Raw genomic sequence first — 12,991 nt, forward strand, 5'->3', positions numbered from 1 at the left:
GGCGCGTCGGTGCTGGCGGTGCTGGCCGCGGGTGCGGGGCTGGCGCTGCTGGGTGGCGTGCTGAGGCGTCGTCGCCCGTCCGGCCGTCACCTGTCGTGACGCCGCGCGCGTGAGGTCGCCGGACCGGTCCTTCTCGCGGGCCGGTCCGGCGGCCGTCCTTCGCCCGTTCCCGTGTGGTTCCTGTGCCGTATGGGGACGGGCCTTCGCGTATCCGGGCCCGTCCGCCCCGTCATCGGGAGCGCCATGCTCGTCACGCGGACCGTGCATTGCGCGGATCATCCGTCACACGGACCGTGCGTCGCATGGGCCGCGGCATCCGGAATCGGTTTGGTTTCAACGTTTTCGGACTCCGCGGCCCGCGTGACGCCCGGTCCGCGTGACGCTCCGTACGCCCCACGTGACGTCCCCGCCCGTGCGCGACGCGGTCCGCCCGTCCCGCGTCCCGTTCGTTCGTCACCGGGAGCGTCATGCCCGTCACGGGGAGCGTCCGCTCCGCGTGACGCGATGCCTGGGATCGGCTTGATTCCGCGGTTTTTGTCCCCTGCGTCACCGGGAGCGTCCGCTCCGCGTGACGCGTCCCACCTTCCCTGATCCGCTCAACCTGTCCCGCAACGTCCTGCAGCTCATTATCTATGGAAAAATGCGCTACAATACATTTTTATCTACATAAAAATGCACTTCATGCCATTTTTCCATAGATAACAGGATCGTGGTGCGTCGCACGGCACATCAGGCAGACACATCGAGCGAACGCATCACGCAGGAACCGAATCGAGGCCAGGAATGCACCGGAACATACTCGCCCGCCTGCAGGAATGGGCCGCATCGCGCGACCGCAAGCCGTTGCTGCTGTACGGTGCGCGGCAGACGGGCAAGACCTATCTGCTTGCGGAACTCGCACGGACCGTCTTCCCCGACAACAGCGTCCGGTTCGATCTGGAACGCGACGACCGCGCGCGCAGGGCGTTCGACGCGGACCTCGACGCGGCCACGCTGGTGCGTCGCCTCGAACAGGTCTCGGGGCAACGCATCGACCCCGGTCGCACCCTGCTGATCCTCGACGAGATCCAGGCGTCCAATCGCGCGCTGGCCGCCCTGAAGTACTTCCGCGAGGACATGCCGCAGCTGCACGTGGCCGCGGCCGGCAGTCTGCTGGGCTTCAGCATGCCCGTGGGCAAGGTGGAGACGCTCACTCTGCATCCGATGGGCTTCGACGAGTTCCTCGACGCCGTAGGGGACGGCGCCATGGTTCCGGAGATCCGCTCATGCTACGAAGGCGCGGAGTCGTGCTATCTCCATGACGCGATGATGGAACGGTTCTGGCAGTACCTGATGGTCGGCGGCATGCCGGAGGCCGTGGCGCGGTTCGCGCGGGACGGCGACTACGCCGCGGTGCGGGACGTCCAGAACACCATCGCCGACCTCTACGTCGCCGACATGGCCAAGTACGCCACACCTACGGAGACCGCGCGCATCCGCGACACGTGGAACAGCGTCCCCGCCCAGCTCGCCAAGGAGAACCACAAGTTCCAGTACAAGCTGGTGCGCAGCGGGGGACGCGCCTCGACGTACGCCGCCGCCATATCCTGGCTGCTCGCGGCGGGGCTGGTGGACCGCTGCGCCTGCGTCTCCAGCGGTCAGCTGCCACTGGCCGTGCATGAGGACGCCTCCGCGTTCAAGATCTACATGGCGGACACGGGTCTGCTCGCGGCGCGCAGCGAGCTGGACGCCGGCATGGTGCTGGATCCGGGGCGCCGCGGCCGTCTCGATCTGGGCGGCATCGTGGAGAACGCCGTCGCGCAGGCGCTGACCGTGAACGACGTGCCGCTGCGCTACTGGACGAGCGGCAACACCGCGGAGGTCGACTTCGTCATGCAGTCCGCGGACATGACGGTCGGTATGCCGATCGAGGTCAAATCGTCGCTCAACACGCGCTCGCGCAGCCTCGCGGTCTACCGCGGCAAGTATGGCCCGGAGACGGCGATGCGTCTGTCGCCCAAGAACTTCGGCACGGACAACGGCACCCGCAGCGTGCCGCTCTACGCCGCGTTCTGCATTGGACGGTGACGCGGGACGGTATGCGTGACGCTCCGCGTCGGTCTTGCGCGGCGTGTTTTCGTCACTGGGCGTCCCGTTCGTTCGTCACCGGGAGCGCCATGCCCGTCACGGGGAGCGTTCGCTCCGCGTGACGCGATGCCTGAGATCGGCTTGATTCCGCGGTTTTGTCCCCTGCGTCACCAGGAGCGTCCGCTCCGCGTGACGTCCTGTCCGCTCCCTGCGACGCACCCCGCGCTCCGCGTGACGACGCAGGGCGTGATGTCCCCGGGGCCGGTGGCGAGACCGCGCAGGCATGAAGAAAGGCTCCCGAACCGGCGGAAGGGGACGGCCGGTCGGGAGCCTTATGGTCGCCGCGCCGCTTGTTGAAGGGGAGGTCTGCGGCTCGGCGGATGGGTACAGGGGTACGTCTGTAGTCGTCGGGGTATCCCACGCGTCGTATGGCGACGCTTCGGACGGCCGACATGCGGTTATAGGACTATGCGGTGTGCACCGCGGTTATGCGCCCGTGGCGCGTCTGCATGATCGAATCGGCAACCCCCGAACGACATCACTGTCGCGCGGACCCGGCCGGATGCGGAACCTCGTGCATCCCGTCGTCGCCGATCCGCTTCCAGTGTAGCGCGGAACCGCCCGTGCCGCGCCCACATATCGCGTGCCGCACCTCAGTCGCGCACCACCTTGCCATCGCCGCGCCCCACGCTCCGCTCCGCGTCCCGCTCCCGTCCCGTCACGCGCCCGCCGCGCCTCGCGCCCCGCGCCCGCCGCGCCTCGCGCCCCGCGCCCGCCGCGCCTCGCGCCCTGCGCCGCGCACGCAAAAGGCCGGCCGGCCCGCCCGCGGAAAACGTCGCGGACGGAACCGACCGGCCCAATGGGGAACGGAACGGAAAGGAACGGATTGATTTGCCTCGCCTTGACTACTGCGCCTTGGCCTACTTCGCCTCGGCGCGCTTCGCCTTGAGCACGGCCACGTTGGAGTCGACGCGCTTCTTGTTGAGCGGGTAGAGGAAAATCAGGATCAGCACGCCGATGAACAGCGTGACGGCCGGGATCATGGTGCTGAAGTTGTAGATGTTGTTGCGCACGGCGTCGGTCTGCACGGCGGTGGCGCCGGACTGGTAGCCCACCCAGGCGAGCGCGTTGCCGGAGATCCAGCCCGCGATGGCCTGGCCCACCTTGCGGCCGAACGAGTACACGGAGTACACGGTGGCGTCCTCGCGCATGTTCTGCGTGACCTCGATGTCGTCGATGGTGTCCGTGGCCATGGCGTAGCAGACCATGTTGCTCAGGCCCACGCCCAGGAAGATGAGCACGTAGCCCACGGTGAACACGATCGGCTGGTCGGTGTGCAGCACGAACAGCAGCGCCACGATGCAGCACGCGAACGCCTGACCGAGCACGGCGCAGCCCTTGTGGCCGATCCTGCGCGAGAGCGGCTTGGCGATGGGCGCGCAGGCGAGCATCGCCAGCGAGCCGCACATCACGGTCAGGGAGATCATGGCCGCGGAGCCGAAGTAGTCGGCGTAGATGTAGTTGACCATCTGCATGAGGAACAGCATGGCGATGGTGGCGGAGAGGGACATGAGGATCAGACCCCACAGGGAGCGGCTCTTCAGCGCGTTGCCGATCATGCCCAGCGTGGACTTGCGCTCGTCGGCTGCGGAGGCGCCGGCCACGTGGTGGTTCTCCGGCTTGACGCGCTCGGTGCACAGCTTGTAGCAGGCGAAGAAGCACAGGATCGCGAGCACCGCGAACACGCCGGAGACGAACGCGAAGACCTGCGTGCCCTCGCCGCCGCGGATGATCTGGTTGCCGTTCTCGTCGGCGGTGTAGATGATGATCGGGGCCACCACGCCGATCACCAGGCTGGCGCAGGTGGAGCCCACGGTGCGGAACGTGGACAGCGACGTGCGGTCCTCCGGCTCGGCGGAGATCAGCGACGCCATGGAGCTGTAGGGGATGTTCACGCAGGAGTACAGGATACCCCAGATGATGTACGTGACGTACATGTAGACGATCTTGAGCCACATCGGGGAGCCGATGGCGAACGTCTGGTACATGAGGAACGAGAAGATGACGACGGGCGGGGCCATCTTCATCATGACCGGACGGTACTTGCCGCCCTTGCCGGCGGGCAGCTTGTCCACTACCACGCCCACGGTCACGTCCGCGAACGCGTCAATGATGCGCGCGATGAGGAACATGGTGCCCACGATGCCGCCGTTGATGCCCATGACCTTGGTGTAGAAGATCAGCAGGAACGAGCTGGCGAACGTGAACATGAAGTCGTTGCCGAAGTCGCCGAACAGGTAGCCGAGCTTGTCGGACATGCCGAACGGCTTGACCTGCTCGCCCTTTCCGGACTCGATGGGGGTTTGCACTGCGGAAGTCATCTCTCTACTCTCCTTCGAATAGCCGCAACATTGTGGTTGGTTCCAATGTACGTGGGCGTGCGCACGCACGATTTTGTTTCACGGGTTTTCATCCGGGGCGGTCCGGCGTTGCTGCGTCCCGGCGACGGCTGCCGCCGCGGGCGCGCAACGGCCCGTTCGTTCGCTGCGATGCGCCCGTCTGCCGTGTGCCGCATCCGATCCGCTCATTCCGTGCGCGCGGAATCATGGAATGAGCAGATCCGATGCCTGAGGGGGCTCAAATCGGTTGTCCGGCATCGGATCTGCTCATTGTGTGGTTGATTGGCATCCGATCCGCTCATTCCATGCGTGTGAGGTCACGGAATGAGCGGATCCGATGCGGGGCGGCCGTTGCGTGACGGCCATCGCGCATTCGTCACGCGCATTCGTCACGCGCATCCGTCGCGCGTACCGCCGTCGCGTATGCGCGATCGCGTCATCGCGCGCCGCGCACTACTCGGCGTCGGCCGCCTTGGCGATCTTCTGCAGCTCGGCGTTGGCGTACGCGAGGCGCTTGGCCATCTCGTCCGGGTCGACCGGCTTGCCGGACATGCCGCCCATCTTGGCGAACAGCTCCTGGACGGTGGAGGTGCCCATCATGCCGAACATGCTGGCCTTGAGGCGCATGCCGGAAAGGCTGGACGCCACGTTCGCGAGGATGCGAGAGGCCTCCTTGTTCTCCAGCACGTCGTTGATGACGTCATTCACCGAGTACTTCGTCGGGTCGATCGGCGCCTCCTCGTCCACGGCGTCCAGGTTCACGTCGTCGAACCAGTTGGCCACGCCCGCGCCGCCGTCCGGATCCACGAAGGTGTACGGCGCGTACGGCTCGGCCACCTTGGTGAACGTCGCGGAGTCGGCCAGCGCAGTGCCGTCGGAGCCGGTGGCGCGCGCCTCGATCACGGTCGCGCCCTCATGCAGCGGCACGTCCCTGAACTCGAACACGCGGTGCGCGGCGAGGGACGCGAACGGCTTGCCGTCCACGAGCAGCTCCACGGAGTCGGCGTTGGAGTAGACCTTGACGCTGATCGTGTCCGCGGCGCGCAGGGCGTAGCGCTTGGAGGCGATGTGGATCATCGGATCCTTGGACCAGTAGGCCTGGTAGACGTAGAACGAGTCCTTCTTCACCGCGCGGTCGATGGTCATGAGGCCCTTGTTGTTGCGGCCCTTCACGCCGCCCTCGTCGCGCGAATCGCAGCCGAAGTCGAACATGTTCCACACGTGCGTGGCCCACAGCCACGGGCGCTCCTCGATGATCCGCGCCATGTGCTCGTGGTACAGCGCCTGGTACTCCTCGGAGTAGTCGCCGCACTGCGGATTGTCGGAGTGGTAGCTGATGATGCCCTCGCAGCCGTACTCCGAGATGCCGGTGGCGCGGTCCGGGTGCATGGCGTGGAACTCGTCCAGCCACTCCTCGTTGTCCTCCAGCTTGCCGCCGTACCAGCCGAAGTAGTGGTTGTAGCTGAGGATGTCGGTGATCTGGTTGTGCTCGGAGTCCTTGGGCGTGTTGGAGACCTGCGCCATGGTGGTGACGCGCGTGGGGTCGAGCTGGTGGCACAGCTCGTTGAGATCCCTGAGGTTCGCGACGAGCTGCGGGCTGTCCCCGCCGATGAGGATCTCGTTGGAGATGCCCCACGTCACGATCGAGGCGTGGTTGAAGCTCTGCACGATGAGCTCGGTCATCTGCTGGCGGCAGTCCTGGTGTGCGGCCGGATCCTCGTTCATGCGCGAGATGAACGGGATCTCCGCCCAGACGATCAGGCCCAGCACGTCGCACAGGTCGTAGAACTCCTGCGCCTGCTGGTAGTGCGCCAGACGCACGGTGTTGGCGCCGAGCTCCCTGATGAGGTAGGCGTCCTCGATGTGGTCGTCCATGCTCAGCGCGTTGCCCTTGCCGAGGCGGTCCTGATGGCGCGAGACGCCGCGCAGCGGGGTGAGCACGCCGTTGAGGAAGAAGCCCTGCTGCGGGTCCATGCGGAACTCGCGCACGCCGTGGTGGATCTCCACCTCGTCGAGCACCTCATTGTGGCGGATGATCGAGGCGACCACGGTGTACAGGTACGGGTCGTCCACGCCCTGCCACAGGTGCGCGTCCGGCAGCTCGATCGTCACGCGCACGCGCTCCGCGGCCACGGTGCCGGCGCCGGCCACCTCCGTGCCGTCCTCGTCGAGCACCTGGAAGTTCACGATGTCGCCCTCCTGCGCGCCCGCCACCCAGGCGCGGGCGTCGATGGTCGCGGCGCCGTCGCCGCCATCGGACGCGAGGTGCGGCTTGGAGGACACGGTGACGCCCGGGCCCACGAAGTAGTCCAGGTCGAAGTGCGTGGGGTTCACGGTGAGCAGCTCCACCGGGCGGTACAGGCCGCCGTAGAACGTGAAGTCGGCCATCTGCGGGTACACGTCGGAGCGCTCCTCGTTGCTCACGCGCACGGCGAGCACGTTCTCGCCGGGGATGAGCATGGAGGTCACGTCCGTGCGGAACGTGGAGAAGCCGCCCTTGTGCTCGGTGGCCTTCACGCCGTTCACGTACACCTCGGCCACGTTGGCGGCGCCGTGGAACTGCAGGTAGGTGAGGGTGCCGGGGGCCTGCTCGCCCACGGTCAGGCGGCGCACGTACCAGCAGGCGCCGCGGTGGTAGTCGGAGCCGCCGTCCTGGCCGTCGAATTTGTTCCAGGTGTGCGGCACGGTGACCTCGGTCCAGCCGGCGCCCGGCGCGTAGGCGGGCACGCCGTCCTGCTCGTCCTTGGTGAACAGCCAGCCGTCGCTCAGGGTGGTGATGGTGCGCATGGTCTTCCTTTCGTCGGAATCCTTCGTGGACTCGGGTCGCGGGTTTTTCTGGTCTGGCGCTGCGGGGCGGGAACGTCACTGTCTCCCGTTATCCCGTGCGGATGGTCTCAGGCTACCGGGTGCGGCGGCGGCGCGGTTTTGTTTCAGGGGTTTTCCATCGCGCCCATCGCGTCCCATCGCGTGGCGTGTCCGCGGCACGGCGGTGCTGCGGCACGGCGGTGCTGCGGCACGACGGAGGACGGACGTCGGACGTCTCCGCGGCTACAGTGGTGCGCATGGCGAAGGTGACGATACGCGACGTGGCCGCTGCGGCCGGGGTGTCCGCGGCGACGGTCTCGCGCGCGCTCAGCCAGCCGGGGCGCGTCACGCTGGAGACGGCGCAGCGGGTGCGGCGCATCGCCGACGAACTCGGCTACCGCGCGCGTGCCGTGGACGTCGATCCGCTCGACGTGCAGCTGGTGGGGGAGATCGGCGCGCTGGTGCCGGACCTACGCTATCCGATCTTCGCGGACTATCTGCACGGCATGCAGGGACAGTGCGACGCGCGCGACTTCGTGCTCACGATCAGCTCCACGCGCGACTCGGGCGAGGTGGAGCGCGCGCTCATCGACCGGGCGATCAGGCGCGTGGACGGGCTGATCCTCGTGGCTCCGCGCGTGCCGGACACCACCATCCGCCGGGCCGCGGGCGTCAGGCCGGTGGTGGTGGTCAACCGTCTGGTGCGCGGCGTGCGGTCCGTGATCGCCGACGACCGTCCGAGCATCGACGAGATGGTGCGCGCGCTGGCGCGGCTGGGGCACCGGTCCGTGGCGTACGTGCCGGGCGGCACGTCGTCGTGGCAGAACGGGCTGCGATGGCAGGGGCTGCTCACCGCGTGCCAGCGCGAGGGGATCCGACTGCGCAGGCTGGAGTGTCCGTACGATTCCGGTCGCGCCGGCACGGACGCCTCGGCCCTGCTGGACGGCACGGTGATCGACAGCTTCCTGGAGCGTCCCGCCACGGCGCTCGTGGCCTACAACGACGCCATCGCGTGCGCGTGCATGCGCGCGCTCGCCTCGCGCGGGGTGCGCGTGCCGGGCGACGTCTCGGTGGTCGGCTTCGACGACACGCAGGAGGGCCGCATGAGCGCGCCGCGGCTCGCCACGGTGGGCGTGGATCGCGAACGCATGGGCGAGCTGGCCGCGGCGAGGCTCATCGAACGCGTGCTGCACGTGGGCGACGCGGTGGACGCGCCCGTGGTGGAGACGGCGCGGTTCATGCCTGCCGCGAGCCTGGGCGCCGCACCCGTGCGCTGAGCGCGTGCCCGCGTCCGCGCGCGGCTGGTGGCACAATGGTGGGCGTGTCCGTGTTCCAGTCCATCAAAGGCATCTTCCAGACCCATGCCGCAGGCGAGCGCGCGTTCGTGATGCCCGAGCGCCTGAACGCGCCGCAGGGGTTCGCGCAGATCAGTCTGCGCCCCATCACCGAGGACGACCAGCAGGAGTGGAACGACGTGCGCTGGGGCAACCGCGACTGGCTGGCGCCGTGGGAGTCCGGCGACCCGATGAGCGGCAGGCTGCTCTCGTTCAACGAGTGGGTGCGTCGGCTGCGTGCGGGGGAGGAGGCCGGCACCGGCGCCGTGTTCCTCATCGAATACCAGATGCGCATCGTGGGGCAGATCTCCATCGGCGCCATCAGCTACGGGTCGCTGCGCACCGGGATGATCGGCTACTGGGTGGCGCGCGACTGCGCCGGACGCGGGTTCGCGCCGCTCGCCGTGGCGATGCTCGCCGACTGGGCGTTCCGCGATCCCACCGGTCCGCGCCTGCACCGCATCGAGATCGCCATCCTGCCGGAGAACGAGCGTTCGCGGCGCGTGGTGGCCAAGCTGGGGCTCACGTACGAGGGGATCCGCCGCCGGTACATGTTCATCGGCGGGCAGTGGCGCGACCACGAGACCTACAGCCTCCTGTCCACCGACCAGCCCGGCAGCCTCACCGCCCGCCTGCGCTAGCCGGCGCCCGCGCTCGCGTCCGCGTCCGTTGATCGCAACGTTGCGGTGATCGGCCATGTTGTGGGCGTGCGGGTGACGCTTCGGTGGTCGCTGATCGCAATGTTGCGATGATCGACCATGTTGGGAGCGTGCGGGTGGTGCCTTGATGGTCGTTGGCCGCAATGCTGTGATGATCGGCCATGTTGGGAAGGTTCGGATGGTGCTTCGGTGGTCGCTGATCGCAACGTTGCGATGTTCGGCCAAATTGGAGCGGTTCGGATGACTCCCCGGTGGTCGTTGGCCGCAATGCTGTAATGATCGACCAAATTGGGAAGGTTCGGATGGTGCTTCGGTGGTCGCTGATCGCAATGTTGCGATGTTCGGCCAAGTTGGAGGTGTGTGGGTAGCGCTTCGGTGGTCGCTGATCGCAACGTTGCGATGATCGACCATGTTGGGGGCGTGCGGGTGGTGCCTTGATGGTCGTTGGCCGCAACGTTGTGATGATCGACCAAATTGGAGCGGTTCGGATGACTCCCCGGTGGTCGTTTACCGCAACGTTGCGGTGATCGGCCATGTTGTGGGCGCGCGGGTGACGCTTCGGTGGTCGCTGATCGCAATGTTGCGACGATGTGACGGGCGGGGGCGACACGCGTCGGGAAACGGCGGGTAATTTATCGTGTCCGCGGCTATGGTTGTCCCTATGGGTTACGAGTCGTTGAGCAGCGTTGTGCTGGTCGCGATCGCCGCTCTGCTGATGTTCGTCTGGGCGCCGCGCAAGGCCCGCAAAGGCATGAAACGGGCCAGCGAGCATCGGTCGGATCGGTTCTCGGCCTCGCTGCACCTCGTGGACGAGTCAGGCGTCACGCGATTCAACGACACGACACCCCCCATTACGAAAGGCTTACTGATGCAGGCAGAACAGCAGCGCAAGGCGTCCAGGCTCACTCCGCAGCGAATCGCGCGGGTCCGCGAGCTGCGCAGGGCGGCGATCCGTCGTCGCCGCATCGTGGTGTGCGCGCTGTTCGTGGCGACCGTCGTGGTGCTCGCCCTCGCCCTGACGCTGCGCTTCAGCCCGCTGTTCGCGCTGATCCCGTTCGTCCTGATGGTCACGGTGCTCGGATTCGGCGCCCACGCCTCCGCGCAGGCGCGTGCGTGGGAGGCCGAGGTGGCCGCCGTGGCCAAGCGCGGCGCCGGCGCCTCGCAGATCCTGCCGCAGACCGTGGGCAAGGCCGCGCGTCCGGTGAGCGCCGCCGCGAAGCCCAATAAGGCCGTCAAGTCCGCCAAGCCGGCACAGTCTGCCGCCGCGGCGCAGCCCGCCGCCAAGCCGTCCGCCGGTGCGGACACGGACGTGATGATGACCAGCGAGATCCGCGCCGTGCTCGATCAGGCACGCGCCGAGCAGGCCGTGGCCAAGGCCGAGCGCGCCGCCGCCCGGGCCGATGCCGCCAAGACCGATGCCGCCCGTGCCGCCGCCGAGCCCGCATCCGCCGCTCCCGCCCAGTCCGCCCAGTCCGCCCAGTCCGCCCAGTCCGCCGAGCCGGATCCCGCCGCCGACGCCGCGGACGTGGCCCGTCAGGCCGCCGCCGTGGCCGCCGAGCCGTCGGACGCCACCAACGAGCTGCAGCGCATCTCGCCCTCGCACGTGCTGGACGCGTTCGAGCTGGCGTCGTCGCAGGACCTCATCTCCTTCACGCTCGGCGCGCCGCGTTCCGGCAAGCCGGTGGCGCAGGCCGAACCGGAGAGCATGGAGATCAAGTCCACCCGTCAGGTCGCCAAGGCCGTGCCGCCCGAGCAGCAGCAGCCGCAGACTCAGGCCCAGTCCCAGTCCGCCCAGTCCGCCGCGCAGGCCCCCGAGTCCGTCACCCTCGCCGCCTCCGCCGCGGAGCCGGTGGAGGTGGAGGCGCCGGAGGTGTCCGCCGAGTCGCTCGGCGTGGACGTGGACGCGGTCATCGCGCGCCGCGGGCACTGAGCCGCATCGCGGAGCGCATCGCATTGCGCCCCGCGAGGAGCGTCGCACGCCGCCCCGCGCGTTTCTCCCACAGCGTTAGCACTCGAGTTGGCAGAGTGCTAAATTCGCGCTACCATGAACCGTAGCGCGTGAGGGTTCGGCTCAAGTGATCGTCAGCCTCTTAGCCCAGGCCTTGGCGCGGGAACTATTGGTTTTCTGTTGCATGAGGAGGCACACAGTGTCCATCGCACTTACGCCGTTGGAAGACAAGATCATCATCAAGCAGGCCGCTGCCGAGACCCAGACCGCTTCCGGCCTGTACATCCCGGACAACGCCAAGGAGAAGCCGCAGCAGGGCGAGGTCCTGGCCGTGGGCCCGGGCCGCCGCGACGACAAGGGCGAGCGCATCCCGATGGACGTCAAGGTGGGCGACAAGGTCCTGTACTCCAAGTACGGCGGCACCGAGGTGCACTACCAGGGCGAGGACTACCTGATCGTCGGCGCCCGCGACGTGCTCGCCATCCTCGGCTGATTCGGTTCGGCTGATTCGGTTCGGCTGATCGCGCGAAGAGCGTTGCGTACGACCCCGGTCGTCTCCTGTGGGAGGCGCCGGGGTCGTCGCGTATGTATGTCGCGTATGTGCGCCGGGCGACGTGCCGCGCGCGTCGTGCGGCGCGCGCTACGCCCGTGGAGAAGACGACCGCGGCGTCCGGGGTGCGCGACGTGGGCGGGCGGTACACTGGGCTCAGGCCTACAGGGGGAGAACGATGATGTCCGAGCAGCCCGACCGAACCGTATCCGCATCCGTTTCCGGCGCCGCATCGACGGCGCCGTCCGCGTCGCCCGCGCCGTCCGTGCCGAGCGTGCAGGACGCCGCGCGCACCGTCAACGCCGTCATCAACGCGCTGGACGGGACGCTCTCCTGCGGGCGCGAGCCCATCGAACTGGCCGTCACCACGCTGGTGGCCGGCGGGCATCTGCTGCTGGAGGATCTGCCCGGCGTGGGCAAGACCACGCTGGCGCGCGCCCTGGGTACGGTGATCCGCGGCGACGTGCACCGCGTGCAGTTCACGCCGGACATGCTGCCTAGCGACCTGACCGGCGTGAGCGTCTACAACCAGTCCACGCACGAGTTCGACTTCCATCCCGGCCCGCTGTTCGCCAACATCGTCATCGCCGACGAGATCAACCGCGCCAACCCCAAGACCCAGTCCGCCATGCTCGAGGCCATGGCCGAGGGGCAGGTGAGCGTGGACGGCGTCACGTACCGGCTGCCGGACCCGTACGTGGTGATCGCCACGCAGAACCCCATCGAGCTGGAGGGCACGTTCCCGCTGCCGGAGGCGCAGATCGACCGCTTCATGACCTGCACGTCGCTCGGCTACCCCAGCGCGTACGCGGAGATCGCCACGCTCACCAGCGCCTACTCCAAGCGTCCGCTCGACCGGCTCAGGCCCGTGTGCTCCACCGACGACATCCGCGGCGTGCGCGCCGCCGCCGATCTGGTGCACCTGAGCGACCCGGTGGCCTCGTACATCGTGGCCATCACCACCGCCACTCGCCGGCGCGACGACGTGCGCTACGGTGCCTCGCCGCGAGCCAGCCTGTTCCTGGCGGCCATGGCCAAGGCACGCGCGCTGGTGGCCGGGCGTGGATTCGTGCTGCCGGACGACGTGAGGACGCTGGCCTCCCCGGTGCTGGCGCATCGTCTGGTGCTGCCGGACACCGCGTTCGGCACGGGCGACTCGGCGGGCGGCAGGGCCGTGATCGCCGACGTGCTCGAGCACGTGCCGGTGCCGCACGTGAACGGAGACTGAC

At 68.2% G+C, this 12,991-nt stretch carries 8 protein-coding genes; 6 read left to right on the top strand and 2 right to left on the bottom strand.

What is annotated here, in order from left to right; genetic code table 11:
* The first annotated feature begins 783 nt into the window (after nucleotides 1-783).
* Complete coding sequence (locus tag G1C96_RS07740) at nucleotides 784-2,067, top strand: ATP-binding protein (protein WP_169276020.1); 1,284 nt, start codon at nucleotides 784-786, stop codon at nucleotides 2,065-2,067.
* 920 nt (nucleotides 2,068-2,987) lie between these two features.
* Here the strand turns inward: G1C96_RS07740 and G1C96_RS07745 are convergent.
* Together G1C96_RS07745 and G1C96_RS07750 are read right to left on the bottom strand one after the other, a co-directional pair.
* Complete coding sequence (locus G1C96_RS07745; protein WP_169276021.1) at nucleotides 2,988-4,448, bottom strand: MFS transporter; 1,461 nt, start codon at nucleotides 4,446-4,448, stop codon at nucleotides 2,988-2,990.
* Between the two features lie 471 nt (nucleotides 4,449-4,919).
* A complete protein-coding gene (locus G1C96_RS07750; protein WP_169276022.1) occupies nucleotides 4,920-7,253 on the bottom strand; it encodes a glycoside hydrolase family 2 protein in 2,334 nt (777 codons plus the stop codon).
* A 275-nt stretch (nucleotides 7,254-7,528) separates the two neighbouring features.
* Here G1C96_RS07750 and G1C96_RS07755 point away from each other — a divergent pair, with 275 nt between their 5' ends.
* From G1C96_RS07755 to G1C96_RS07775, 5 genes are all read left to right on the top strand, one after another.
* Nucleotides 7,529-8,548 carry a LacI family DNA-binding transcriptional regulator gene (locus G1C96_RS07755; protein ID WP_169276023.1) on the top strand — a complete coding sequence of 340 codons (1,020 nt, stop codon included), beginning with the start codon at nucleotides 7,529-7,531 and terminating at the stop codon, nucleotides 8,546-8,548.
* Between the two features lie 44 nt (nucleotides 8,549-8,592).
* Nucleotides 8,593-9,246 carry a GNAT family N-acetyltransferase gene (locus G1C96_RS07760; protein ID WP_417852181.1) on the top strand — a complete coding sequence of 218 codons (654 nt, stop codon included), beginning with the start codon at nucleotides 8,593-8,595 and terminating at the stop codon, nucleotides 9,244-9,246.
* Between the two features lie 886 nt (nucleotides 9,247-10,132).
* Complete coding sequence (locus G1C96_RS07765) at nucleotides 10,133-11,194, top strand: hypothetical protein (protein WP_169276024.1); 1,062 nt, start codon at nucleotides 10,133-10,135, stop codon at nucleotides 11,192-11,194.
* 217 nt (nucleotides 11,195-11,411) lie between these two features.
* Nucleotides 11,412-11,705 (top strand): co-chaperone GroES, encoded by a 294-nt coding sequence (gene groES, locus G1C96_RS07770; RefSeq protein WP_169276025.1) that lies wholly within the window; start codon nucleotides 11,412-11,414, stop codon nucleotides 11,703-11,705.
* Nucleotides 11,706-11,940: 235 nt separating this feature from the next.
* Nucleotides 11,941-12,990 carry an AAA family ATPase gene (locus G1C96_RS07775; RefSeq protein ID WP_240945165.1) on the top strand — a complete coding sequence of 350 codons (1,050 nt, stop codon included), beginning with the start codon at nucleotides 11,941-11,943 and terminating at the stop codon, nucleotides 12,988-12,990.
* Nucleotide 12,991 lies beyond the last annotated feature (1 nt).

Origin of the sequence: Bifidobacterium moraviense (assembly GCF_012932365.1) — a bacterium.
In the GTDB taxonomy this organism is placed as follows: domain Bacteria; phylum Actinomycetota; class Actinomycetes; order Actinomycetales; family Bifidobacteriaceae; genus Bifidobacterium; species Bifidobacterium moraviense.

What these genes read in the sequence shown, in the direction of transcription:
- G1C96_RS07755 (WP_169276023.1), top strand. Translation starts at nt 7,529, where the DNA reads ATGGCGAAGGTGACGATACGCGACGTGGCCGCTGCGGCCGGGGTGTCC.
- G1C96_RS07765 (WP_169276024.1), top strand. Translation starts at nt 10,133, where the DNA reads ATGCAGGCAGAACAGCAGCGCAAGGCGTCCAGGCTCACTCCGCAGCGA.
- G1C96_RS07750 (WP_169276022.1), bottom strand. Translation starts at nt 7,253, where the DNA reads ATGCGCACCATCACCACCCTGAGCGACGGCTGGCTGTTCACCAAGGAC.
- G1C96_RS07740 (WP_169276020.1), top strand. Translation starts at nt 784, where the DNA reads ATGCACCGGAACATACTCGCCCGCCTGCAGGAATGGGCCGCATCGCGC.
- G1C96_RS07775 (WP_240945165.1), top strand. Translation starts at nt 11,941, where the DNA reads ATGATGTCCGAGCAGCCCGACCGAACCGTATCCGCATCCGTTTCCGGC.
- G1C96_RS07745 (WP_169276021.1), bottom strand. Translation starts at nt 4,448, where the DNA reads ATGACTTCCGCAGTGCAAACCCCCATCGAGTCCGGAAAGGGCGAGCAG.